We start from the raw sequence: 24,369 nt of genomic DNA, 5'->3' as shown, positions 1-24,369 counted from the left end.
GACACCATAGTTCGGGTGTGCCGTGTGCGCCCGGCCTCCATGGCCTGCTGTCGCGCCCCTGCCGAAGGCCTTCGATGCGCCCGGAGAGGAGCTGTCCGGGTTGTGCTGATCGGGCATGTCTTGGTGGTGCGGCGCTGACTCCCGTGCCGGTTTGGTGCTGACTGAAATCCCATGTCAGGTCCTCCCCGTTGCCGGGGGTTTCCACGACTAGCCTCCACATCATGCTGCGTATCGTCGACACCCGTTCCGGCCACCTCGTGGGGATTCCCTCCGTACGCCGCCATCTGCTGAGCATCTGTGTCCATCTGCCGGGCGGAGACGCCGGGATCGGCCTGATGGATCTGCGGGCGCTCCTGGTCGGTGACGTACTGGCGCGTACAGCGGAGCTGCACGGCCTGCAGTCCCGCACGTTCCTCACCGGGCCGGACCTGCCACAGGAGCAGGCCGAGGCGCTCGGTCGTGCCATGTCCGCTCTTGGCATCCACCCGCCCGCCGACGCCGGTGTCCACCGTCCGAACGGAACCCTCTGCGCCGCTGCCGACGTGCACGTCTGCGCGTACGGGACCGCCGCACAGGACGCGGTCGGAGGGGTCCGCATCGAGGTGGGCGAGGTCGGCCCGGCATCCACGGAGGGGGGCGTCGCGGACCGTGCCCACCTCCTGGCCCCGGGTCTCCTGGACGCCGTCACCCTGGAGGGAACCGATCCGCTGGCTGTGAGGCTGCTGGTGCTCGGCCACCCTTACCGCACGCCGGTCACGGTCACCGGTACTGCGCTGGAGGAGGCCCGGCGGGCGCTGAGGGACTGGCGGCAGCTGGTCGCCGACTGGGCACAGGAGCCGTCCAGGCCAATCCCCGCCGATGTGCTGCGAGACGCCCGTGACGTGCTGGCTGACGATCTCGGCGTCCCCGCTGTCCTGGAGACGCTGGCCGACGTGGCGACGCGCGCCGACGTACCGGCCGGTGCCAAGTTCGAGACGTTCGCCTTCCTCGACCGAGTCCTCGGACTGGACCTCGCGCGCGAGGTGGGTCACCAGCACCGGGCGGCGCCATGATGGCGGGTGCGCGGGCCTCGTGGCGGCGGTCGTCACAACGGCCCCAGCGCATTCACTCCGCCGAGGCCGCCCTTCCGGATCGCCACACGTGAGCGTGCTCGATCCATGTTCAATTGTACGACTGTGGGCCGGGCACGGCAGGAGAGCAGCGGGCCACCGGGCAGTCCGGCTCAGCCGTGTTCTTCCTCTTCGGCCTCCACGCGGCGGATTCCCTGGTGGGTGAGGGAATCCATCGCGGGGGTGTTGCCCGGTTCCCAGTCGACGGTGATCAGCTTCCGGTGGAAGAGTTCGGTGATGTCCCCGATCGCCGCGCCGACGGCGGGAAGGGTGGACCGGACGACAGGGGCGGACAGCACAGCGACGCCGGACCGGTCGGCGATCTACTGGTGCGAAGGTGCATGACACCCGTTCCCGTGCGCGGTCCCCGACCGCCTGCCCCTGTCGGTTCAGGTCAGCCCGTGCCGAAGGAGAGCCATGTCCCGACGAGCCCCTGCTGCCCCGCCCCGGGAACGGACCAGTCGCAGACGCCGTACGGGAAGATCACCTTCAGTGCGCTCAACTGCCCGTCAGTCACCGGCACGTGATAGTCCTCAGGGGTCACGGGCCGCTTACGGCACTTCACGATGTCGTTGGCCACATCGGCCCCGGCGACCATCCGAGGCGAGGTCCACACCGGGTAGAGCGTGTTGCACGCCGTATTGCCGATGCCCTCCACCTGCGGCTCCTCGATCTTCTGCGCGCCGATGCCGCGCGTCCAGCAGGCATCCGTGAGCCCCGCCGGCCGATTCCGGACGATCTTGTCGATGGGGGCGCCGTCCCCCGCGTCCCCCTTGATCGCGGTCAGCCACCGGTCCATGTCGGACACCATCCCGGCGAGCGTGAACCCGTGCCCGCTGGAGCGGGTCAGCATGACCTGGTTGGCGTGGGTGCCGTTGGCCTTGTCCAGCCGTGCCCGGGTGGAGAAGGAGTGGAAACGCATGTGCATGTCACCGGTCGCCGCGTCGTCCACGTAGTCGCGGTAGTCGATGATCGGCACGTTCGCGAGCCCGCCACCGCCGTTGAGCAGACGGCCCGTGCGATAGGCGAGCCGCACCGCCGCGAGATCGGCGGCGGTACGCGCAGCGACCGGCTTGGCGTCGGAGTCGAGTCCGCCGATACGCCGGTTCAGGTCGATGAACTGGTCCATGCCGATGGTTCCGTCGTTCAGGGCCTGGAGCCCGTACTGGATCCCCGTGTTGTCCAGCGGCCTGCGCGCCTTCCCGGTCTCCGGGTCCTTGCCGTACACGTTCACGGTGTGGCTGTAGACGTCACAGCGCGCACCGCCCGGGTTGGTCGCGGGGTCGTATCGCTGTGCCGCGGGCAGCTGGGCCGGGCAGTACACCGTCGGGTCGATCCGTCCGGCCGCCCTGGCCAGGCTGCCGATGCTCTCCCACTTCCCGAACCCGGAGACCGCCCGCTGCTGCTCCTGGGTGAACGCGTCGGGCGCGACCTGAGTGAAGTAGTGGTTCAGGAGCTGTGCGTCGCTGAGCGTCTGGACCGTCCCGAAGCCGACGTCGGGGAAGCTGCAGCCGGAGAGGATGCCGTCGAGCAGCCCCGGGTAGTTGTCGGCGATCTGATGGGTCTGGTACGAGCCGCCGGAGCAGCCGTTGCCGATGGTGAAGGCCGGTTCGCCGTACGTCTCCACGAAGTGTTCCTTGACCATGCTCATGGTCTCGGCGGCCAGGACGTCGTTGCAGTTGTTGCCGAAGACGTTGAGGGAGGACGAGGCGACGCCGTACCCCTTGCTCAGATACGCGTCGTTCATGATGCCGACGGTGTTGCGGCCCTGGACGTACCAGCCGCCCGAACAGCCCCCGCCGAAGCCGTACACCAGGCGCCCGTTCCAGCCCGGACCGCGCTGCAGCGGGTCGGGGTCGGGGGACTGCGGATCGTGCAGTACGGCCGTCTCGTAGATGGCGCGGTTGATGGTGCCGGTCTCGACGCGGACGATGTACGGGACCTTCGCGCCGGTACTCGTCGTGGCGGTCGCGAGGTCGGCGGGGCGTACGGCCGGGTCGGGCAGGGGGACGAACTTGCCGGCCGTGGTGCGGTACATGTAGTCGACGCGGGTCTTGATCGAGCAGTCCTGGTCGAGCGGCGGCCCGAGGGTGACGCCGGTGATCGTCTTGAACTCGGCGGTGTCACAGACGAACGGCTGCTCGTGCGGTCCGGAGAAGACCGGGCCGGTGACCGGGTGGTTCTTCAGGGTCAGTTGCCCGGATTCCGCTCCCGGGGCGCTCGCCGTGAGGAGGTTGTCACCTTGGGACAGGTCCTTGACCAGGCCTGTCAGCGCGTTGTCGCCGGAGGGCCGGAAGGCCGAGGTCACATCCCGGCCGCCCACCTCGACCCGTACCGTGCCGGCCGGTGTCGACGCGGGCACCTCGACGCGTATCAGGGCGTCGTCGCCCGACACCGTGCCGGGCCGTGACGACAGGGCGGTCACCTGGAGCTGCCCGCCTTCCAGGCTGCTGGCCGGCGTCGCTGTCGCGCCGACCAGTACGCCCATGATCGCCAGACCGGCAAGGCCCAGCCGGGCCGGTCTCCTCGTGGCTGCGGTGAACGTCACGATGGAATTCGCCTCACTTCCTGGATCGGGATTGCGTACTCGATGTCCGGACACGGCAGGTCACCAGTTGGTGAACGCCCCGTCCGCCGTGCGCAGATGGGGCCGCTCGGCCGCGGTGGCCTGGTAGCGGCGTGCGGCCTCCCGGTCGATGTCGACGCCGATGCCCGGGAGTTCGCTCATCTCCACCCGCCCCGGAACGATGGTCGGCCGTGCGGTGAACAGGGCGGCGATCTCCGGATCCGGGTCGGTCTGGTGCTCCTGGATCGCCACATTCGGGCAGGCCAGGTTGAGCTGGAGCGAGGAGGCGGCGGTGACCGGCCCGAGCGGGTTGTGGGTGGCGAGCTTGATGTGATGGGTCTCCGCCATCGCCGCGATCTTCTTCGCCTCGGTCAGGCCCGCGGCCACCCCGATGTCCACACGGGCGTAGTCGATCAGGTCGCTCTCGATCAGGGTCCTGAACTCCCATTTGGAACCGTACTGTTCGCCTGCCGCCAGCGGCACGCCGGTACGCGCCCGCAGCATCCGGTAGCTGTCCGGGTTCTCGCAGCGCAGGGGGTCCTCGACGAAGTACGGGCGGGCCGCCTCGATCTCGCGGCACAGCGTCAGCGCCTCCGGCGGATCAAGCCGCGTGTGGACGTCGAGGATCAGCTCCACCTCGTCGCCGACCGTGTCCCGCACCTGGTGGAAGAGTTCCACCGAGTCCCGCAGGCAACGGCGGGCATCGAGGGTGTCGTCCGCGTCGTGCGGCGAGGCGAACCGCAGATGGCGCCAGCCCTCGGCGACCAACTCGCGGCAGCGGTCCAGGAACCACGGACGGTCGTGGTAACCGTCCCCGACGTGCACGTAGGCCGGGACGTGATCACGTACCCGGCCGCCGAGAAGTTCATGGACCGGTACGCCGAGCGCCTTGCCGCGGATGTCCCACAGGGCCACGTCGACCGCCGCGATGGCGGCACCGAGGAAGCGGTCGGCGGGGAAGAAGCCCCGCCGGAACATCACCTGCCACAGATGCTCGATCCGCCGCGGATCCTCGCCGACGATCAGCTCCGCGAGATGCTCCAGCCCCCCCGCGACCGCCCGCTGCCGCGATCTGATGCCGACCTCGCCCAGACCGTGGATGCCCTCGTCGGTGTCGACCACCACCAGCATCATGCTGTCGCCGTGGTCGGGGAGAGTCAGCACTTCCAGGCCGGTGATCTTCATTCCGCTCCTCTATGAAAACGTTCCCGCAACATCAGCATCATTCTCGGGAACGCATCATTGGGGGCAGTCGTGCTCCAGCGCAAGACCCTTGCGTGAGCTGGATCTATTCGACGATCAAGTCGTGTCGCACGTCTTGACACTTCCCGGGAACGTTCGCAAGCATCAACCGCGTTAGCAGGTTTCAGACGACGAGGAGGCCGTCCGTGGGAGTCACGATCCGGGAGGTGGCGAGTGCCGCCGGGGTCTCCGTCTCGACGGTGTCCCGTGCGTTCACCGCGCCCGACCAGGTGCAGCCGGCGACCCGGCAGCGCATCCTCGAGGCCGCGGCCGAGCTGGGCTACTCCGCCAATCCGGCGGCGCGTTCGCTGCGCGGCGGCTCCACCGGAACCCTCGGCCTGATCGTGCCGGACATCGCCAACCCGTTCTTCCCGCCGATCATCAAGGCGATGCAGGCCCGCGCCCGCCGTCTGGGCTACACGGTCCTGGTCGCCGACAGCGACGAACGCGAGGCGGACGAACTGGCCGTCATCGCGGCCGTGTCCAAGCGGGTCGACGGCCTGATCCTGTGGGCCTCCACCCTCACCGAGGATCGCCTCCATGAACTCGCGGGCCGGATGCCGCTGGTGGTGGTGAACCGCCACGTCCCCGGCATCCCCGAGGTCCGCATCTCACTCTCCGCCGGGATCGCCCAGGCCGCCGAGCTGCTGAAGGCGTACGGTCACCGGCGCTGCGTCTTCGTCAACGCCTCCCGTGCCGAACTGAGCCGCGGCAAGTCCATCCAGGAGTCCTTCGAGGCGCTCGACCTCTCGCTGCACGAACTCGGCCCGTACGAGCCGAGGTTCGAGACGGGCGTGCACGCCGCCACCCTGGTCGCCGCTCACGAAGCCACCGCCGTGATCGCCCACAACGATCTGGTCGCCCTCGGCGTGCTGCACCAGATGGCCAACCTCGGCATGAGCGTGCCCCGCGACGTGAGCGTCATCGGCATCGACGACACCCTGCTCGCCTCCGTCTCCACCCCCGGCCTCACCACGATCAGGATCGACCCCGAGGAGATCGCCACCCGTGCGGGAGACCTCCTGATCGAGACGATCGCCGGCTCAACGGGACGTGACACAAAGGGACGTGATGTCACGTCCCCCTTCGTGGAGATCGGCTCCCGCCTGATCCCCCGTGCTTCGACGGGCCCCGCGCCCACCCACTGATCCCCAGCGAACAAAGCACCGCACCGAGCTCACCCCTGCCCTTCTTGGAGCCGTCATGCACAGAAACTTCCGCTATGCCGCCATATGTGGCTCCATGGCCCTGACCGTGACCCTCGCCGGCTGTTCCTCCCTCACTCCGACCAGCGCCGACGCCTCCGGCGATCTCGTCCTCCGGGTGCAGGGGATGCCCCCGGCCACCGACAAGCCGGGCCTCGCCCTCTTCAAGAAGCAGGTCGCCGACTTCGAGAAGGCCCACCCCGGCATCAAGGTCAAGGGCTCCACCACGGTCTTCGACCCGCTGACCTTCTCCGCCAAGCTCTCCGGCGGCAACGTCGAGGACGTCATCAAGGTGCCGCTGACCGAGCCGCAGCGCCTCATCCGGCAGAAGCAGGTCCAGCCGATCACCGGTCAGCTCAAGGAGTGGCAGCACTTCAAGGAGTTCAACCCGCAGGTGCTCCAGCAGCTCACCGACGGCGGCGATGTCTACGGCGTGCCGCAGAACCCCTACGCCCAGGGCCTGGTCTACAACCGTGAGCTGTTCGAGCAGGCCGGCCTCGACCCCGACAAGCCGCCGGCCACCTGGGAGGAGGTCCGTACCGCCGCCGAGCGGATCAGCGAGAAGACCGGAAAGGCGGGCTTCGTCCACGAGTCCAAGGACAACCAGGGCGGCTGGCAGCTGACCATGCTCTCGTACGCCTTCGGCGGCGAGCTGCAGAAGCAGGAGGGCGGCAAGTACACCGCCACGCTCACCGGGGAGCCGACGAAGAAGGCGCTGCGGCTGCTGAAGGACATGCGCTGGAAGGACGACTCGCTCGGCAAGACGCTGCTGGTCAACCAGAACGATGTGATCAAGCAGTTCGCGGCCGGACAGGTCGGCATGTTCATGGGCAGCCCGGGGACGTACCGGCTGGCGAAGATGCAGTTCGGCATGGAGAACCCCGACGCCTTCGGGGCCGCCCCGATGCCGCAGTCCGGCGGCGACGCGACCCTCATCGGCGGCGACGTCTACATGGTCCCGAAGTCCGCCGACAAGAAGCACGCGGCAGCGGCCGTCGAGTGGCTGACCTTCGCCTACGCCAAGCCGCAGTACAGCACCGAGATCGCCGCCGCCCAGGCCAAGGCGCTCTCGGCCGACCCGAAGTCCGCGGTGGGCGTACCGACCCTGCCGGTCTTCGACCAGAAGCGGCAGACCGAGATCAACGCCGCGATCAAGCCGTACGTGAACGTGAAGCTGGACCACTTCAAGCCGTACATCGACGGGCTCGCGACGCTGGAGCTGAAGCCGGAGCCGCCGTACCAGGCGCAGAAGCTGTACACCGCGCTCGACCCGGTGGTCCAGGCCGTGCTCACCAAGCGCGACGCCGACATCGACTCCCTCCTCGCCTCGGCCGAGAAGGACGTCAATGCGCAGCTCGCCGCGGACCAGAAGTAGCCCGCCGATGACTCTGCTCACTCCCTCCCGGAGCCCCGCCGCGGTGTCCAAGGAGCCCGTGCCGAAGTCGCCGATGCGGCGGAAGCGTGGCACCGGCGCCCGCAAACAGCTCACGGCCTGGCTGTTCCTCGTCCCCGCACTGCTCGTCTTCGGGCTCTTCGCCTGGTGGCCGATCGTGCGCAGCCTGCTCCTCAGCTTCCAGCGCACCAACCTCGTGGAGCCGGCCGTCTGGGTCGGCCTGGACAACTTCCGTACGCTCTTCGACGATCCGCTGCTCGCCACCGCCGTCGGGAACACCCTCTTCTTCGTGGCCCTCGGCCTGCTGATCGGCTTCCCGGCGCCACTGGTCCTCGCCGCCGTCATGTCGACCGTGCGACGCGGCGCCGGCGTCTACCGCTTCCTCGTCTACCTGCCCGTCGTCATCCCGCCGGTCGTGGCGATCCTGCTCTGGAAATGGTTCTACGACCCCGGCAGCGGCCTCTTCAACAACATCCTCGGCAAGATCGGCCTCGGCCCGTACCCCTGGCTGGAGTCCTCCGACAGCGCCATGCTCTCGCTCGTCCTGGAAGCCACCTGGGCCGGAATGGGCGGCGCCGTCCTCATCTACCTCGCCGCCATGGTCTCCATCCCCGGCGAACTCTACGAGGCCGCCGAGGTCGACGGCGCCGGCATCTGGCGCCGCATCTGGCACGTCATGTTGCCCCAACTCCGCTCCGTCATCGGCCTGTTGCTACTTGTCCAGCTGATCAACACGGTCCAGGTCTTCACCGAGCCGTACGTCTTCACCGGCGGCGGACCCGACAACGCCACCCTCACGGTCCTGCTGTTGATCTTCCGATACGCCTTCCAGGACGGCGAGTACGGCCAGGCAGCCGCCCTCTCCTTCCTGATGGTGCTCGCCCTCGCCCTGCTCTCCGCGGTCTATCTGCGGGCCACCCGCAGCTGGAGCACGTCATGACCACAGCACTCACCACGTTCGTCTCGACGAACGACCGGCAACGGCCCGGCGTCCGCGCCGCCGTACGTTCCATCCAGGGGTTCACCCTGATCCTGCTGCTGCTCATCGGCATCGGACCCCTGTACTGGATGCTCAAGGGCGCGGTCTCCCCGCCCACCGAACTCACCACGCAACCGCTCGCCCTGTGGCCGGACCGCGCGGCCCTCGGCAACTTCGCCACCGCGTACACCGACCTCAGCGTCGGCCGCTATCTGATGAACACCTTCCTGGTCGTCGGCGGATCGTGGTTCGTGCAGCTCTTCGTCTCGGCCACGGCGGGTTTCGCGCTCTCCGCGCTCAGGCCGAAGTTCGGCAAGGTCGTCTACGGGGCGATCCTGGCCACCATGTTCGTGCCGTACACGGTGAACATGGTCAGCCTCTTCATGACCGTGATCGACGTGCCGTTCCTGCACCTCAACCTGGGCGACACGTACTGGGCGATCTGGCTGCCGGCCGGCACGAACGCCTTCACGGTGCTGCTCGCCAAGCAGTTCTTCGACGCCCTGCCCAGGGAGCTGTTCGACGCGGCACGGGTCGACGGGGCGAGCACCCGGCAGCTGCTCACCAGGATCGTGCTGCCGATGAGCAAGCCGGTGCTCGCCGTGATCAGCCTGCTCGCGGTGATGCACTCCTGGAAGGACTTCATCTGGCCGCTGGTCGCCATCACCGACCCCGAGAAGCAGCCGATCAGCGTCGCGCTGGCGCAGCTCGCCACGCAGGCCCCACAGGACCAGCTGATCGCCGCGATGGTGCTGGCCGTGGCCCCGCCGGTCCTTGTCTTCGTCGTCTGCCAGAAGTACATCGTCGCCGGGCTCGGCTTCACCGGCGTCAAGGGCTGAGCCCCACCCACACCCGGACCAACAGAAGGGCACCTCCATGTCAGTCGCCCGACGCAGACTCATCCAGGGCACGGCCCTCGCCGCCGGCGCCGCACTCCTGCCGAACGTTCCCGCGTACGCAGCCGCCGACCCGGTCACCGTCGAGGCCGACGGCATCAGACTGGTCGGCCGCAGCGACGGCAGCGTCCTCGTCCAGGACGGTGCGGGAACCGACCGCATCCTCCTCAGCCACTTCATGATCAAGGACACCGCACTCGGCCAGCAGCGCACCTTCGGCGGCAGCCCCGCCCTGATCACACTCCCCGACGGACGGCCCGCGATCCAGGTCACGTACACGATGGGGAGCAGCGCGCCCGGAGTCACCGTGCGCGGCACCTTCGACGTCACCGCGCGCAAGGCGCACCTGAAGTGGGAGGTCGCGGGCTCCAGCACGCTCACCCCGTCCGGCTTCCAGTTCTCCCGCACGGTGTACGGGGCGAGCGCGCCGGAGTCGTACGAAGCGCTGACCGTCTGGGAGCGGGACGCCCGGGGCGGCATCCCGTACGAGGTGAACGCGGGCGGTACGTACGTCGAGACGTGGGAGGGAGCGAAGGGCTTCTTCTGCCTTTCCTCCACCAACCCCGCCAGTACGAACGCCACATGGATCCATGCGCCCGGCACCTCGACCGGCGCGAGCACCGCCGTCACCCAGGCCGATCTGGTCCTCGGCGACCTGCGGCCGCGCGCGGCGGGAACGATCGCAGCCAAGCGACCGCTCGGCGTGGAGGTGTGGACCGACCAGCCGTTCAACCTCTACAAGTCGGCCGGGCAGACGATGACGCTCAAGGCGCAGGTCGTCAACGGGTCGGGAGCGGCCCGGAAGGTGACCCTGACCTGGTGGGCACGGGACTTCGGCGGCAAGAAGATCGGCGGCGGGACCCTCTGCAAGGACCTCGCGGCGGGCGCCGCCTGGAATGCCTCCTTCCCTCTGACCTCTCCCTCGCAGAACATCGTGTTCACCGGAGTGGAGGCGGTCAGCGGCGCTGACCGGGCAATCGCCCGCACCAATCTGAGCGTGCTCCCGGAGTTCACTTACCAGGCCGGAAAGGAGTCGATGTTCGGCCTCGCCAACTACCCCTGGCTGCTCCAGCCCAGCAAGGATGCCGTACTCGGCCTGGTCAAGACGCTCGGCATCAAGTGGATCCGGATCGCCTACGCGGGCGCCCCCGGCATCGACATCGCGACCCTGGACGCCAACGGCATCGGCCACAACGTGCAGCTCAGTGGCATCCCCGTAGGTGGCAGCCCCGAGCAGATCGCCGCCTGGGCCGACACCAACGTCGCCAAGGCCATCGCCGCCGACGCCGCGTACTTCGAGGTCAGCAACGAGGTCAACCAGCCCTGGATGTCCGGCCGTGGCGCCGACGCCTACGTCCGCGACGGCCTGCGCCAGGTCACCACCCGCCTCGCCGCAGCCGGCTCCACGATGAAGGTCATGAACGCCGGCCTCGGCGGCATGGACCACATCTGGACCAAGAACTTCCACGACGCGGGCGGCTGGGACCTCATCGACGTCTTCGCCTTCCACCCCGGCCGCGGCAACTTCACACCCGACTTCGCACCGCCGCCGGAGGAGTGGACCCAGGGCTCGTCCGGCACGTACTGGAACTTCCTCGGCGCCCTGCGCAAGGCGCGGCAGGTCATGGCGGAATACGGCGGTGACAAGGAACTCTGGCTCACCGAGGCGTACGCGCCCACCCGCCCCAACGTCTGGTGGGGCGACACCTACCGGCACGCCGCCGAGAACACGCTGCTCTCGCTCGCCCTCGCCAAGTCGGAGAACGTGCGCTCCGTCAACTGGTACCAGCTGCACGACTCGATCATCCACCACCCGCAGGAGGCCGACCCGGCCAACCCCGAGTACCACTACGGCCTGATGAACCGCGACACCAGCGCCAAGCCGTCGCTGCTCGCCTTCGCGACCGCCGCCAGGGTCCTGGACCAGGCCGAATTCGTCCGCCATCTGGCCTTCGAGGACCAGGACATCAAGGGCCTGCTCTTCACCACCCCCGACGGCCCGATCTCGATCATCTGGAGCCGCAAGGACGGCTACATCCTCAACTCCGAACACGGTGAGGATCCTTGGTACGCGTCGCCGGAGCCCTGGGTCGACACCTGGACGACCAGGACCGAGGTCGTGGCCCAAGCGGCCGCCGGCACCGTGCGCGAGCTCAACTGCATCGGCCAGGAACGCTCCCTGAAGGCCTCCGGCGGCAAGATCGCACTCACCGTCGACGGCGCCCCGCGCATCTACTACGGCCTCGCGGCCGATCCCGACCGCAAGCCCGGAAGCAGGGGACGTACCGCATGAGGAACGAAACCGCACGGCACGACATCACCGTCGTCGGCGGCGGCCTGGCCGGGGTCTGCGCGGCCATCGCCGCGGCCCGCCTCGGTCGGACCGTCGCACTGATCAACAACAGGCCGGTCCTCGGCGGCAATTCGAGCAGCGAGGTCCGCGTCTGGGTATGCGGCGCGACCGGCCACGGCAAGAACCACAACGCCCGCGAGGGCGGCATCATGGGCGAGCTGCTCGTGGAGAACCAGTACCGCAACCCGGACGGGAACCCGTACTACTGGGACGCCGTGGTCCTGGACGCGGTACGTGCCGAGCCCGGCATCACGCTCTACCTCAACACCGATGTGCGCGAGGTCGAGGCCGAGGGCCCGGACGACGCGCGGCGGATCACCTCGGCCACCGGCTGGATGATGGGCTCCGAGCGCCGGATCCGCTTCGAGAGCCCCGTCTTCCTGGACTGCACGGGAGACGGCCTGATCGGCCACCTCGCCGGCGCCCACCACCGCATCGGCCGGGAGGCGCGTAACGAATTCGAGGAGGCGTGGGCCCCGGAGTCGGCCGACGGCATCACTCTCGGCTCCACGCTGCTCTTCTACACGAAGGACGCCGGGCGACCGGTGAAGTTCGTGCCCCCGGACTTCGCCAAGGACATCAGCACCACCTCCATCCCGCAGCGGCGGATCATCAAGGCGGGGGACAACGGGTGTGCGTACTGGTGGATCGAGTTCGGCGGAGAGCTGGACACGGTGCACGACAACGAGCGGATCCGGGACGAGCTGTGGTCGGTGATCTACGGGATCTGGGACCACATCAAGAATTCGGGCGAGTTCGACGCGGCGAACATGACGCTGGAGTGGGTGGGGTCGGTGCCCGGGAAGCGGGAGTACCGGCGGTTTCTCGGTGACTACGTGCTGCACCAGGGGGACATTCTCGGGCAGACGGAGTTCGCCGACCAGGTTGCCTTCGGAGGCTGGTCGATCGATCTGCATCCGCCGCAGGGTATGTACGCCACCGAGTCGGGGGCCCGGCAGCTCTACGCGGACGGGATCTACCACATCCCGTACCGCAGCCTGTACTCGGTGAACACCGAGAACCTGCTGTTCGCCGGGCGGAACATCTCCGCCAGCCATGTCGCGTTCGGCTCGACCCGGGTCATGGCGACCTGCGCCACGATCGGGCAGGCGGCGGGCACGGCGGCGGCGCTGTGCGCTGCCGAGGAGGTCGCGCCGCGCGAACTTTCCGTACCCGAGCTGCACCGGGTGCTGCTGCGTCAGGACGCCTCGCTCATCGGGCTGGCTTCGACGGACCCGGAGGACCAGGCGCAGCGGGCAACCGCAACCGCATCATCTGCCTTGTCCTGCCTGGCAGTTGAAGACTCCGACGAACTGTGGCCGCTCACGGCTGACGCGGGACTCGTTCTCCCCGTCGACCCGGACCTCACCGGCCTTGAACTCCTCGTCGACGCCGACCGCGAGACCGAGCTCGTGATCGACCTGTACGACCCCGAACTCGGCCAGAACTACGTCCCGCGCCGCCTCGTCACCTCCACCACCCTGCCGGTCGCCGCCGGCCGCCGACAATGGCTCAAGACCGGCCTGGACTGGTCCCCGGACACCCCGCGCAACGCCTTCCTCGTCATCCGCGCGAATGACGCGATCGCCCTGCACCGCGCCGACCGGCCGACCCCCGGCGTCCTGTGCTTCACACGTGTCCCGTTGCGTCCCCAGGACGAATCCCCACAGCTGCTGCGCGAGTGGACGGACGCCGGTCTGCTGCGCCGTACCTTCTGCTTCCGTGCGGGGGAGACGGCGGCGTACGCCCCGGCCAAGGCCGTCGACGGCTACGCCCGCCCGTACGCGGGACCGCACATGTGGGTCTCCGCACCCCTGGCGGACGATCCCTCGCCCTGGCTCTCGCTGACCTGGCCCGAACCGGTCACCCTGGGCCGTATCGAGGTCATCGCCGACGACGACGTCAACGAGGACCTGATCAACCTCCACCACCACCGCACCCCCTTCGACACCCTCCCCACCCTCCTGTGCGACTACCGCGTCGAGGCGCGGGACGCGGACGGCACCTGGCGCGTGATCGCGCGCGCGGCACAGAACCGACGGCGCCGCGTCACGCACGCACTGGCCGGTCCGGTCACCACATCGGCGATCCGGATCGTCGTCGAAGCCACCAACGGCACGGACTCGGCGCACCTCGTCGCCGTACGCGCCTACGCGGCGGGGGAGTGACGCGATGGTCAGGAGAGTGCTGGTCACCGGGGCCGCCGGGCGCATCGGGCGAGCCGTCCTCGCACTGCTCGCCGAGCGTGGGACCGAGGCGAACGCTCTGGTTCTCGACGATCCCGGTGATCTCGCGGCACGCCTGGTCGTCACCGGTGACGCGGCCGACCCGAAGACCGTACAGGCGGCCATCGACGGCGCCGACGCGGTCGTCCACCTGGCCGCGATCCCAACTCCCGAACGCAACAGCGCACGTGAGGTCTTCACGGCCAACAGCCTGACCACCTTCACCGTGCTGGAGGAGGCCGGTCGGGCCGGGATCCGGCACGTGGCACTGGCGAGCTCGTGGGGCGTCACCGGTCTGCCCTGGACGGCGGCCGAGAATCCGCATCCGCCGTACGTTCCGGTCGACGAGGCGATGGACTCCCAGGTCGCCGACGCCTACGGCCTGTCCAAGCAGGTCGACGAGCTGACCGCGGGGATGATGGCGCGACGGCACGGCATGAGCGTGGTGTGCCTGCGCTATCCGTACGTGGGCGGCTTCGAGGAACGGCTGCTCGCGCACGCCGCCCGGCTCACGGCCGACCCGGCCGCCGGCGCCAGGGACCTGTGGACGTACCTAGAGGTCCACGACGCGGCGAGAGCGGCACTGCTCGCGCTGGACGTGCGTGGCAGCGGCGCGCACGCGGTGCACCTCTGCGCCCCCGAGATCATCGTCCCGTACCCGACGGAGGAACTGCTGCGCCGCTACCACCCCGGCACCGTGCTGCGCGGCCCGCTGCCGGGCCGCGCAGCCCCGGTCGACACCTCGGCGGCGCGCAGACTCCTGGGGTTCACGGCCAGGAATCTTGTCGACCGCGAGGGTGTCGCTTCTTGCTGAAGCGACACCTTGAGGTCCCCACTTCCGATTTATGCCGCGAGGTCGAGAACAAGCGCGGCACGGACCCGGGTGTGATCAACCAGGGGCTGTTCTACCTGAGCTGGCTCGTGGACCACTTAGCCGCGTTCGAGCACCTGGTCCGCGACCGGCTCGGGGGCTGGCGCGCGAGCCGCTGGGCCGGCGACCGGCCACCCTGCCGGTGACGATCCGCCGGTACCGGTGCACCGGGTGTGGGCAGGTGTGGCGCCACACCCGCCGCAGGGACAAGTGCGGCACCGTGATCATCGATCTCACGCCGGTACGGGTCCGGCGAGGCTGCTGGACATGATCCCGGGCCGCTCCAAGGCCGCGTTCAAGGCCTGGCTCATCCAGCGCGCCCAGGCGGTGGCGCGAGGCCGTGGAGATCGTCGCGATGGACGGTCTACCGGCTTGCTCCTGCTGGGGGTCGGCCAAGATACGACGGAAACCGGCAACCAGTGATCTTGAGTTGAAGTTGCCGCAGACGGGGTGCTGGGCCGGAACGGCGTCGGCTGCCCGACCAGCGACAGCGATGCGCAGACGCAGCCGGAGGCCCGATCTCGTGTCACCGTTCGCAGCGAACTTCTTCGCGTACCCGCTCAGATCGGTCAACGGCGCACCCGATAGCGCACGTGAAGCACCCGGTTGCCCTGAATCACCACAGGGTCAGCATCTCGTGCGGTCCGTCCGCCGTGGCCAGCAGCGGATCTGACCGGCTAGTAGTCGGCTCAGGCAGGGGAAGCGCCGGTGATCGGCGGCGGGTCGTACGTGCCGTCGAGGACTTCGGGCCGCGGCTGGTACATACGCAGGATGGGACGGAAGGCTCCTGACGGAGTAGGCAGCCAGTTTGCCGCCGCCTCGGGGGTGACGGGCCGGTCGGGCTGGAGGTACAGGGTCAGGGCGCCGTCGTCGGCGTAGTGGAGGCCGGGGGTGCGGTCGCCGATGGAGTAGCGGTCGATCGGGTTCTCGACGAGGTAGTAGTCCGGGGTGTCGTACATGGTCAGCGACCAGAAGGCGTCCACCGGGGGCGGAGAGTCGAAGCGCAGGGTGTACGCCTTCCTGCCGTCCAGAGGGTGTCCGTCCCCGTCTTTGTGGACGATGGCGTAGGCGGCCTCGTAGCCGTGGTTGCCCCACAGACCGGCGCGGGCGGCGCCGGCGCGCTGCAGGTGGGCGGCCTCGTCGTCCTTGATGATCCACTGCGGGTCGTCCAGGGTGCCGACCTCGAAGAAGTCGCGGTTGTAGTCGAAGGCGTGGATGTTGAGTTCCCAGCCGGTCCCCGGCGCGTGCGCTCCGCCCATCAGTCCGCCTTCCACAAGTCTCCGGCCGGCCTGGAGCCCCGCCCGCAGCGCCCGCGCCAGGGCGTCGTCGGGCTCGGCGTAGGGCGTGGAGGGTTCGAGCAGCCCCAGAGGTGCGAAGCGCTGCTGGTACGCGAGGTCGGTGGGCGACGGAGGGAAGGCCCGCATCCACACGCGAAGCTCTTCGAAGAACCGCAGGTCCTCGTCCACGCCGGCGTCCGGCACGGGCAGACCGTCCACGGGACCGGGTGCGCCGAACGGCTCCAGGGTCGTGGCCTGCTGCAGGGCCCGTACGGCGGCGACGTCGTCGGGCCCCGCGCAGGCCCAGCGGCCCACGATCGTGGCCACCGAGGTCGGGGCGGAAATCTGCCGGATTCCGTCGGTAACGTCGCCGGTCCAGCCGGGTCCGGTCAGCAGGAAGGCGCCCGCTCCGGTGCCGGTGGCCCGTCGCCCCAGGTAGGCGAAGTTGTTCGTCCAGGCGTCGACGAACTGCATCACGTAATAGCGCCCGGCCGTGTCCGGCACCCGCAGCAGCAGCGGCCCTCCGCTGAGATCCAGCTGGGCCAAGGAGTAGACGGTGTCGTTGTTGACGCTGACGAAGGTGTCCCGGGGCCCGGCCAGCGCGCTGGCGTGACTGAGGACGTTGAACGGGGCCGCGGGCAGCGCGGACATCCCGTCCTGGACGAAGCGGGACACCTGCTCGAGGTCGAAGACCAGCGGGAAGCCGTAGACGTACGCCTCGGTCGCAAGCTGTTCGAGATCTTCCGTCATGCGCGCACCGCCTTCGTGGGGGACTGCCCGTCGTCGCCATCCTCACCCCGTCGGCCGAGCCCCGCCACCGCGCCACGGGGCGGCGCCGGGCCCGGCCCGTGCCACGCCGGCCGGACCCGCTTCGGCCGCAGCAGGCCGCCCCTTCCCTCCCGGACGCCCGCCTTGTCCACAAGACACCCCTCAGGCACGCAGCCGGGCGGCCGGCTCGCTCATCCAGGCGCCGGAGGTGTAGGGGGCAGGGGGGCCACCTCCATGCCGAGTTCGGCGAGGGCGAGTACGAGCCGGTCCTCCTTCAGGGGCAAGGTGAGCAGGTCGTGCAGTTCACCCGTCAGTCGGGCGACCAGGCCCGGTTCCGTGGTGCGAGGTCCGGCGGCGCGTAGAAATCGCCGAGTGGGAGCCTCCGTGTCCCGCTTCAGCACGACGCGGGCCGCCCGTACCTCGACGGGCTCCTGTCCCGCCAGCATCATCGCCTGGAGTCGTCGGCATGGCGGTGTCGACGGCAGAGTACTTGACCCTCTTGGAGCGGTCGGAAGCCGCAGTGACGGCAGTCAGGGTGTCAGGGCTGTCCCGGTCGTTCGCGTACGCCTCGCGCCGGGCCGGGCTCCACGGAGCCTGTTCGGCCGACGGGGAACGTCGCCCTGCGCATCGCGTCGTACGCCGTGATCACCAGTGCCTGGGAAAGGCTGGTGTCGGGCCGGCACGGGAGTCGGGTGCCGCGGCATTCGGAGGAGCTGGACGGGTGGGTGGAGACGCGGAGACGGGAGCACTTCGGCTGCCGGCATGCGAGGAGGTCGACCCGGTTCCGGAACGCTCCGGTGTCCGGCGGCGGACGCCAGGGGCGGTGTGATCCGCCGATGGCGACCATGCGCCGTTCGTGTGTGACGTCAGGCGTATTCTCCTGGCGGAGAACCTGGGGGGACGATGACTGACGACCGCAAGACGACTGTGCCCGTGTGGACGCTGGCAACCGCTGATGTCCGAATGGCAGGGCTGACCGCGGGCGAGTCCATGACGGCTGAGCGTCTGGCTGAACTGCGCGGAGTGCTGGCCGTCCTGGCCGACGAGCCGATCGTCACACTTGAGGTGCATCCGCTGCCCGACAAGATCGACCGAGGCCGCGGCATTCCGCTCGACGTCGTGAGTCCCCTGGCGCAGCACCTCTCCCAGATCGTCACGCAATCGGCGCGAAGTTCCCTCACGGTGGCCAGAGCGACCACTTCCGGCGAGAGCCTGTATCGCATGGTGGTTCCGGCGAAGGTCGCCGCCCAGTTCGGGCAGGGCCTCGTTCGCCCGATGGTGTCCAAGGGGGGTGCCGGTGGCATCTTCGGTGGGCTCGTGAACTCGACGGGCACGATCGCCGCCCAAGCGCGGTTCGTGCCGGTCGGGGGAGCGGCAGCGGCGGGCACGGTCGGCGGGGCCGGTGTGACCGCCGGTGCCGCGGCCGTCGGCGGCACCGCGCTCACCGTGGCCGCTCCGCTCGTGCTGATGGCCGTGGCGGTGGGGGTGAGCGCGCACGCCGACCACAAGCGCCAGCAGGCCATCGAACACATCACGGGACTGCTCGAGCAACTTCATGAGGACAAGCTCGACGACGAGCTCAGCGAACTCGACGCCTGCCGCAACGCCATCGACAAGGCCACCGCCATTCTGCTCGACCAGGGCAGGATCGGTGTCTCGCTGGGACTCGACTCGGCGGTGCATGCCATCAATACGGCGCTGAGCAGAACCGACCGCCGCCTTGCCCGCTGGCAGAGCGCACTTGACAGACTGTCCGAGGGCGAGGCCGTCGAACTCAGTACGTTGACCAAGTCGTTCCCCGGCGTCGATGACCAGGGCGGCATGTTCCGCACCCACCTCGAACTCGCTTCCCTGGCCATCGCGCTGATGCGGCGAGTGGTCGTCCTTCAGGCCGTCGACCACGCCCAGAGCGAGCCCGGCAATCCGTTCGAGAACTTCACCCGCGCTCTCAGCCGCGATCAGCAGCGCCTCGACGAACGGGAATCGAGCATCGCCGATGTCCTGGTACGCCTGTCGGCACTTGAGCTGGCCCGCCCGAACGGTTTGCGACCCGTCTTCACGACCGGTGAAGTCGATCGCCTCATGAGCGCGGCACACCGGATTCACAAGCTGGGCGAGGGCGTCACCGTCAACAGCCGCACGACGGACGTGGCGATTGAGATCGCGCGCTACGAGGACGGCTCGGTGGTCGTGTTCCCCGCGCTGCCCGCGTAGACGCAGGCCGAGGCGCGATCGCACGGCAGGCGCGGGCCCGCCGGCCCGCCGCGCCAAGAGCACCCCGGAGCAGGCCGGGCTGCCCACCAGCGGCCGGCGCCGGGTCCCGGGGGCGCGAGGAGGTCGCCGTCCTCGCCGGCGTGAGCACCGAGTGGTACACCCGGCTGGAGAAGGGCCACATCAGCGGCGTGTCCGACGAGGTGCTCGCCGCGGTCGCCGACGCGCTGCAGCTGGACGAGGACGAGCGCACCTACCTGTTCGACCTGGGTCGGGCCGCCCGGCCCGCCCGCCGTCCCGCCGCCGGGACGTCGAGGTCCCGCCCCGCGTCCACCGGCTGCTCGACTCGATCACGATGTCCGCCGCCTTCGTACGCAACGGCCGCCTGGACGTCATCGCCCACAACGCGCTCGGCCGGGCCCTGCACGCGCCGATGTTTGACAGCCCCACCACCGACAAGCGCGGTCGGCCCACCTTCGCCCGCGACCACTTCCCCGACGGCGGCTCCCGGGACTTCTTCGTCGACTGGGACTCCGGCGCCGCCGCCACCGTCGCGCTGCTGTGCTCCGAGGCGGGCCGCTAGCCCCATGACCGCGCCCTGCGCGAGCTGGTCGGCGAACCGTCCACCTTCGGCCCCGACTTCCGCACCATGTGGCCCGCCCACGACGTGCGCATCCGCCACGACGGCACTGACCGTCAGGGTGAACCCACACGCCTGCGCGCGGCCCCTCTCGCCCGCGGCGAGGTCCCGCCACGGATTCATGGCGGCCCGGGTCGCGGCATGGGTGCAGGGGTAGGAGGGGTCCGAGGACAGCCACGCGGAAGGATCCGTCCGTGTCCAGTCGGCCGGGTCCGTCCGTGTCCCGTTGGTCGGGGCGGAGGCTCCAGTCGGCCGGTACGGAGGCTCCCGTTGGCATATCTTCGCCAATGGCGCTTATGGTGCACTTGTCGCGGGACGGGAGGTACACCGGTGGGTGGAGCCGATACCGAGGGGCGTGGGGAGGGGCCGGACTCCGCCGTGCTGGAAGCCCTGTTCACGCAGTCCCCGCTGGGCCTCTTCCTCTTCGACGAGCGGTTGCGCGTGCGCCGCTACAACGCCAGTCCCCGCGGCCTCAGCGGCATCTCGGCGGAAGAGGTGATCGGACGTACCTTCGCTGAGGTCGACACCGGCTTCGACACGACCGAACTCGTCGTCCTCGCGGGGGAGACGCTGCGCACGGGCCACTCCGTGATCCACCACACCGTGAAGGGCAGCCCCGTCGGCCGGCCGGATCGGGAGATGGCGGTGTCGGTCTCGCTGTTCCGCGTGGAGGAAGCCGCCGACGGGCGACCCGGGGTCGTGATGGCGGTCGAGGACGTGACCGAGCGCGAGGCCGCCCGCGCCAGGCTGGACCTCCTCCACGACGCGCACCGCCGGATCGGCACGACGCTGGATGCCACGGTCACCGCGCGTGAACTGGCCGAGGTGCTGGTACCGGCCCTCGCCGACGCCGTGACCGTACACATCGTGGACGCCGTACTGCGCGGCGAGCGGCGCCGCCCCGGCCCGGTGGACGCCGGGCAGCCGTTGCGCAGAACGGCCTTCCTGGCCGGACCCGGGGCGCGCCCCGAGGAAAGGGACACGGTCCTGGAGACGCTCCCGTTCGCCACCCCGTTCACCAGGACCCTCGAAGACGGCACGCCACGCCTGGTGGCACGGCTGGACGCGGCGGGCACCTGGCCCCCCGAGATGTCCGAGCACGCCCGCGCCCTCGCCGCCGCCGGGGTCCACTCGGTGATGACCGTCCCCCTCGCCGTACCCGAGGCGGTGCTCGGAGTCGTCACGCTGTACCGCTCGGAGCGGACCCAGCCGTACACGCGACAGGACCTCGACCTCGCCGCCCAGGTCGCCTCACGGGCCGCCCTCGGTATCGACCACGCCTCCAGCTACGCGCGCGAGCGGAACACGGCCACCGCCCTCCAGCGGCATCTGCGGCCGAGCCGCACTCCCCGGCTGACGACCGTCGAGACGGCTCACCTGTACCTGCCCTTGACGGCCGGCGGGGACTGGTTCGACGTGATCGAACTGTCCGGGGCCAGGGTCGGCCTCGTCGTCGGAGACGTCACCGGACACGGCATCGAGACGGCGGCCACCATGGGACGGCTCCGTACCGCGCTGCGCACACTCGCCGATCTGGACCTGGAGCCGGACGAAGTGCTGACGCACCTCGACGAGATCGCCGCCCGGCTCGCCCGGGAGGGCGCCGACGGTGACGGGCACGGAGACGGCACCGGCACCGGCACCGGCACGGCGGTCGCCACCTGCGCGTACGCGGTCTACGACCCCGTCACGCTCCGGTTCTCCCTCGCGTCCGCCGGGCACCGCGCCCCTCTGCTCGTCTCGCCGGCGGGCGAGGTGACGACCGTGGGGATCGATGCGGGTCCTCCGCTCGGCACGGGCCACGGCACGTACGAGACGGTCTTCTGCGACCTCGACGACGGCGCGGTCCTCTGCCTCTACACCGACGGACTGCTCGGGGGCCGTGACGACGCCAAGGACACGCTCCGGCGGGTCCTCGCGTACCCGGACCGGGCGCTGTCGGAGACGGTCGACGCGGTCGCCTACGCACTGGCCGACGAGCACGCCGAGGACGACACCGTCCTGCTGCTGGCCCGCACCCACGGGCTCACCGAGGACCAGGTCGCCCAATGGGACCTCCCGGCCGACCCCTCGGTGGTCTCCACCGCCCGCGCCCTCACCGAACGCCAGCTTGCGGCCTGGGGGCTGAGGGACCTCGCCTTCGAGACCGAACTGATCGTCAGCGAACTGGTCACCAACGCCATCCGCTACGGAAACGGGCCGGTGCGGCTCCGCCTCATCCGGGACCGGTACCTGACCTGCGAGGTCACCGACGGCAGCAGCACCTCGCCGCACATGCGGCGCGCCCGCGACACCGACGAGGGCGGGCGCGGTCTGTACCTGGTGATGAGCCTCAGTCACCGCTGGGGCACGCGCTACGCGGCCCGGGGCAAGACGGTGTGGTCGCAGCAGGCGCTTCCCGGCGCTCCCACGTGACCCACCGGGCATGCGGTGCCGAGGGGGGTGTGGTGCTCCGATGGAATCCGTACGCCTCAGAGGGGCCGTACCGATGGCTCAGTACGCCCTCAGAGGTGGCCGTCCAGCAACTCCCGGACCTCGACGGTCGTCATGACCCCCGTGCCGTGCGCCACCGCCTCTCCGTCCTTCAACAGGACGTAGGAGGGGGCTCCGGTGACCCCGTACCGCTCGGTCGCGGCCGGGCAGCGCGTGATGTCGGTACGGACGACCGTCAGGCGGTCCGCGTACTCGTCGGCGATGCCACCCACGACGAGGTCCATGGCCCGGCAGTTCTCGATCGCCTTGGGCCAGGTCCCGGTGAAGTACGCGAGGACCGGCACTCCGCTCATCCTGAGGACGAAGTCGAACTCCGCGTCCTCTCGGGGCTGGTGAACCCGCTTCGCCATGAATGCTCCTGACCTCGTGTTCCGTCGTTCCAGCCCCATGATCCCTCGCGTGGAACGAGCACGAAACCCGCACCGCGCGAGCTGGTTCTCCCAGGGCCTGTCGTCACACTCCCGCCTGCGGGGGACGACGGGAGTGTGACGACAGGCCCTAGGGGGCGACCCCAGCACGTTTCCGGGATCTCCCGGAGTGCGCCGAGGCGTCCGCCGCTCCTAGCGTGGAGGCATGCCACGATTCCGACACATCAAGACCTTCGCTCTCTGCGCGGCCGTACTCGCCGCCACCACCACGATGGCCACCACCACTACCGCAGTCGCCGTCGATCCGGACCCGTTAGCCCGGTTCCACGGCCGGCACGTCGACTGGCACGCCTGCGCCCTCGGCGCGGACGACGAGGTCGGCCGGGCGCTGGACGCCGCGGGCGCCGACTGCGGCGACATCACCGTGCCGCTCGACTACGCCGACCCCGGCGGCCGTACGATCTCCGTCGCCGTGTCCCGCCTGAAGGCCACCGACACCGAGCACCGCGTCGGCCCGCTGCTGCTCAACGACGGGGGACCGGCCGGCGCCGGCCTCCACATGCCGCTGTCCGTGTCGAAGGTGATGGGGGAGGTCGCCGACCGCTACGACCTGATCGGCATGGACCCGCGCTTCGTCGGCCGGAGCACCCCGCTGGACTGTGGCTGGGACATCGGCTCGGCCCCCATGCGCTCCGCGGGCGCCGACCGGGCGGCGTACCGCGAGGAAGTCGCCCTCGCGCGTGACCTGGCCGGGCGGTGCGAGCGCGCCCACGGCGATGTGCTGCCGTACGTCACCACCCGCAACACCGCCCGCGACATGGACGTCATCCGCGCCGCCCTCGGCGCGGACACCCTCTCCTACCTCGGTTACTCCTACGGCAGTTACCTCGGCGAGGTCTACTCGCAGCTCTTCCCCGGCCGCACCGACCGCATGGTGCTCGACGGCGTGATGTCCCCGGACCGCTACGGTACGGCGCTGCTGCACGGCGCCGAGGCGGCCAACGAGGGGGCCCTGCGCGCGTGGGCGTCGTGGGCTGCCGCGCGGCACGGCACCTACGGGCTGGGTGCCACACGTGCCGAGGTCCTGGCGACGGTCGACCGGATCCTCGCCGCCGCCGAAGAGGAGCCGCTACGGATAGGGAAGGCGTACCTCCTGGACGAGCACGTCCTCCCCGCCGTCCTCATCGGCGGCCTCGGCAGCGACCTCGACGTACGGCGCGCCGACCTGGCCGCGACCGTCGGCCTCCTCGCGCGTGCCGCGGACAGGGAGCCGGTCGAGCCGTCCCAAGAGTTCGCGGGGCAGCTGGAGTTCCTGCTGACCTCGGCGGGCTCCGCTCCCGCGAGCCAGATGACCGCGATCATCTGTGGCGACGTGGCCGAGCGGCGCGGTGCCGCCGCCTATTGGCGTGCGGTCGAGGAGTCGCGCGAGCGGTACCCCCTCGCAGGGCCGCTGGCCGTCAACATCACCTCCTGCGAGTTCTGGGACCGGCCGGCGGAGCCGCCGACGGTGCTCGACAACGACGTCCCGGCCCTGCTCGTGGCCGCCACCGGCGACCCCCGCACCGTCTACGCCAGTGCCCGGACCATACGCGAGCAATGGCCGAGCTCCCGCCTGCTCACGGTGAAGGGCGCCCGCCAGCACGGCCTGTACGGCGAGTACGGCAACGCCTGCGTGGACGCGCGCGTCAACGCCTACCTGAACACGGGCAGGCTTCCCGCGTACGACCTCACCTGCGAGGCGCGAGGCTGACATCGAGCCTGCCTCGGCAACGG

Annotated in this window: 17 protein-coding genes and 2 pseudogenes; 14 read left to right on the top strand and 5 right to left on the bottom strand. The window is 70.0% G+C overall.

Annotation, left to right across the window (positions count from 1 at the left end; genetic code table 11):
- Positions 1-221 precede the first annotated feature (221 nt).
- Complete coding sequence (locus tag V4Y03_RS02565; RefSeq protein ID WP_332433850.1) at positions 222-1,052, top strand: hypothetical protein; 831 nt, start codon at positions 222-224, stop codon at positions 1,050-1,052.
- A gap of 170 nt (positions 1,053-1,222) precedes the next feature.
- Here the strand turns inward: V4Y03_RS02565 and V4Y03_RS02560 are convergent, their stop codons facing one another.
- The 3 genes from V4Y03_RS02560 to V4Y03_RS02550 all read right to left on the bottom strand — a co-directional run bounded on the left by V4Y03_RS02560 (position 1,223) and on the right by V4Y03_RS02550 (position 4,860).
- Positions 1,223-1,408 carry a hypothetical protein gene (locus tag V4Y03_RS02560; RefSeq protein ID WP_332437302.1) on the bottom strand — a complete coding sequence of 62 codons (186 nt, stop codon included), beginning with the start codon at positions 1,406-1,408 and terminating at the stop codon, positions 1,223-1,225.
- 95 nt (positions 1,409-1,503) lie between these two features.
- The gene (locus tag V4Y03_RS02555) at positions 1,504-3,657 is read right to left on the bottom strand and encodes a DUF6351 family protein (protein WP_317873712.1); all 2,154 of its coding nucleotides are present in this window, start codon (positions 3,655-3,657) and stop codon (positions 1,504-1,506) included.
- Positions 3,658-3,717: 60 nt separating this feature from the next.
- Complete coding sequence (locus V4Y03_RS02550; RefSeq protein WP_317873713.1) at positions 3,718-4,860, bottom strand: mandelate racemase/muconate lactonizing enzyme family protein; 1,143 nt, start codon at positions 4,858-4,860, stop codon at positions 3,718-3,720.
- A 203-nt stretch (positions 4,861-5,063) separates the two neighbouring features.
- On the opposite strand from V4Y03_RS02550, the gene V4Y03_RS02545 reads away from it, so the two are divergent.
- The 9 genes and pseudogenes from V4Y03_RS02545 to V4Y03_RS02505 all read left to right on the top strand — a co-directional run.
- Complete coding sequence (locus V4Y03_RS02545; RefSeq protein WP_332433849.1) at positions 5,064-6,065, top strand: LacI family DNA-binding transcriptional regulator; 1,002 nt, start codon at positions 5,064-5,066, stop codon at positions 6,063-6,065.
- Positions 6,066-6,159: 94 nt separating this feature from the next.
- Complete coding sequence (locus V4Y03_RS02540; RefSeq protein ID WP_332433848.1) at positions 6,160-7,497, top strand: ABC transporter substrate-binding protein; 1,338 nt, start codon at positions 6,160-6,162, stop codon at positions 7,495-7,497.
- 7 nt (positions 7,498-7,504) lie between these two features.
- The gene (locus V4Y03_RS02535) at positions 7,505-8,455 is read left to right on the top strand and encodes a carbohydrate ABC transporter permease (RefSeq protein ID WP_332433847.1); all 951 of its coding nucleotides are present in this window, start codon (positions 7,505-7,507) and stop codon (positions 8,453-8,455) included.
- Positions 8,452-9,333 carry a carbohydrate ABC transporter permease gene (locus V4Y03_RS02530; protein WP_317873717.1) on the top strand — a complete coding sequence of 294 codons (882 nt, stop codon included), beginning with the start codon at positions 8,452-8,454 and terminating at the stop codon, positions 9,331-9,333. The genes V4Y03_RS02535 and V4Y03_RS02530 overlap by 4 nt, the downstream gene beginning before the upstream one ends.
- Before the next feature lie 37 nt (positions 9,334-9,370).
- Positions 9,371-11,683, top strand: coding sequence for a hypothetical protein (locus V4Y03_RS02525; protein ID WP_332433846.1), 2,313 nt, complete (start codon positions 9,371-9,373; stop codon positions 11,681-11,683).
- The gene (locus tag V4Y03_RS02520) at positions 11,680-13,911 is read left to right on the top strand and encodes an FAD-dependent oxidoreductase (RefSeq protein WP_332433845.1); all 2,232 of its coding nucleotides are present in this window, start codon (positions 11,680-11,682) and stop codon (positions 13,909-13,911) included. The genes V4Y03_RS02525 and V4Y03_RS02520 overlap by 4 nt, the downstream gene beginning before the upstream one ends.
- A 4-nt stretch (positions 13,912-13,915) precedes the next feature.
- Positions 13,916-14,782 (top strand): NAD-dependent epimerase/dehydratase family protein, encoded by an 867-nt coding sequence (locus tag V4Y03_RS02515; protein ID WP_332433844.1) that lies wholly within the window; start codon positions 13,916-13,918, stop codon positions 14,780-14,782.
- Positions 14,776-14,979 (top strand): annotated as a pseudogene (locus V4Y03_RS33830) (hypothetical protein); the annotation flags it as partial. The gene V4Y03_RS02515 and the pseudogene V4Y03_RS33830, both read left to right, overlap by 7 nt.
- A pseudogene (locus tag V4Y03_RS02505) lies at positions 14,916-15,203 on the top strand (transposase); the annotation flags it as partial. The pseudogenes V4Y03_RS33830 and V4Y03_RS02505, both read left to right, overlap by 64 nt.
- A gap of 325 nt (positions 15,204-15,528) precedes the next feature.
- Here V4Y03_RS02505 and V4Y03_RS02500 read toward each other — a convergent pair.
- Positions 15,529-16,866, bottom strand: coding sequence for a DUF1254 domain-containing protein (locus tag V4Y03_RS02500; RefSeq protein ID WP_332433843.1), 1,338 nt, complete (start codon positions 16,864-16,866; stop codon positions 15,529-15,531).
- 921 nt (positions 16,867-17,787) lie between these two features.
- Between V4Y03_RS02500 and V4Y03_RS02495 the strand changes: the two genes are divergently transcribed.
- From V4Y03_RS02495 to V4Y03_RS02485, 3 genes are all read left to right on the top strand, one after another.
- Positions 17,788-19,098 carry a hypothetical protein gene (locus tag V4Y03_RS02495; protein WP_332433842.1) on the top strand — a complete coding sequence of 437 codons (1,311 nt, stop codon included), beginning with the start codon at positions 17,788-17,790 and terminating at the stop codon, positions 19,096-19,098.
- A 151-nt stretch (positions 19,099-19,249) separates the two neighbouring features.
- Entirely contained in the window at positions 19,250-19,678 is a 429-nt protein-coding gene (locus tag V4Y03_RS02490; protein WP_332433841.1) for an MmyB family transcriptional regulator, read from the top strand.
- A gap of 387 nt (positions 19,679-20,065) precedes the next feature.
- Positions 20,066-22,150 carry an ATP-binding SpoIIE family protein phosphatase gene (locus V4Y03_RS02485; protein ID WP_332433840.1) on the top strand — a complete coding sequence of 695 codons (2,085 nt, stop codon included), beginning with the start codon at positions 20,066-20,068 and terminating at the stop codon, positions 22,148-22,150.
- An 89-nt stretch (positions 22,151-22,239) separates the two neighbouring features.
- On the opposite strand, the gene V4Y03_RS02480 is transcribed toward V4Y03_RS02485, so the two are convergent.
- On the bottom strand, positions 22,240-22,578 hold the full coding sequence (locus tag V4Y03_RS02480) for a thioredoxin family protein (RefSeq protein WP_317873726.1): 339 nt from the start codon (positions 22,576-22,578) through the stop codon (positions 22,240-22,242).
- A 223-nt stretch (positions 22,579-22,801) separates the two neighbouring features.
- On the opposite strand from V4Y03_RS02480, the gene V4Y03_RS02475 reads away from it, so the two are divergent.
- Complete coding sequence (locus V4Y03_RS02475) at positions 22,802-24,346, top strand: alpha/beta hydrolase (protein ID WP_332433839.1); 1,545 nt, start codon at positions 22,802-22,804, stop codon at positions 24,344-24,346.
- Positions 24,347-24,369 lie beyond the last annotated feature (23 nt).

This window comes from Streptomyces sp. P9-A4, from assembly GCF_036634195.1.
GTDB lineage: Bacteria > Actinomycetota > Actinomycetes > Streptomycetales > Streptomycetaceae > Streptomyces.
Note: the sequence above shows the minus strand (reverse complement) of the source record. Positions and strands in the feature narration are given on the sequence as shown.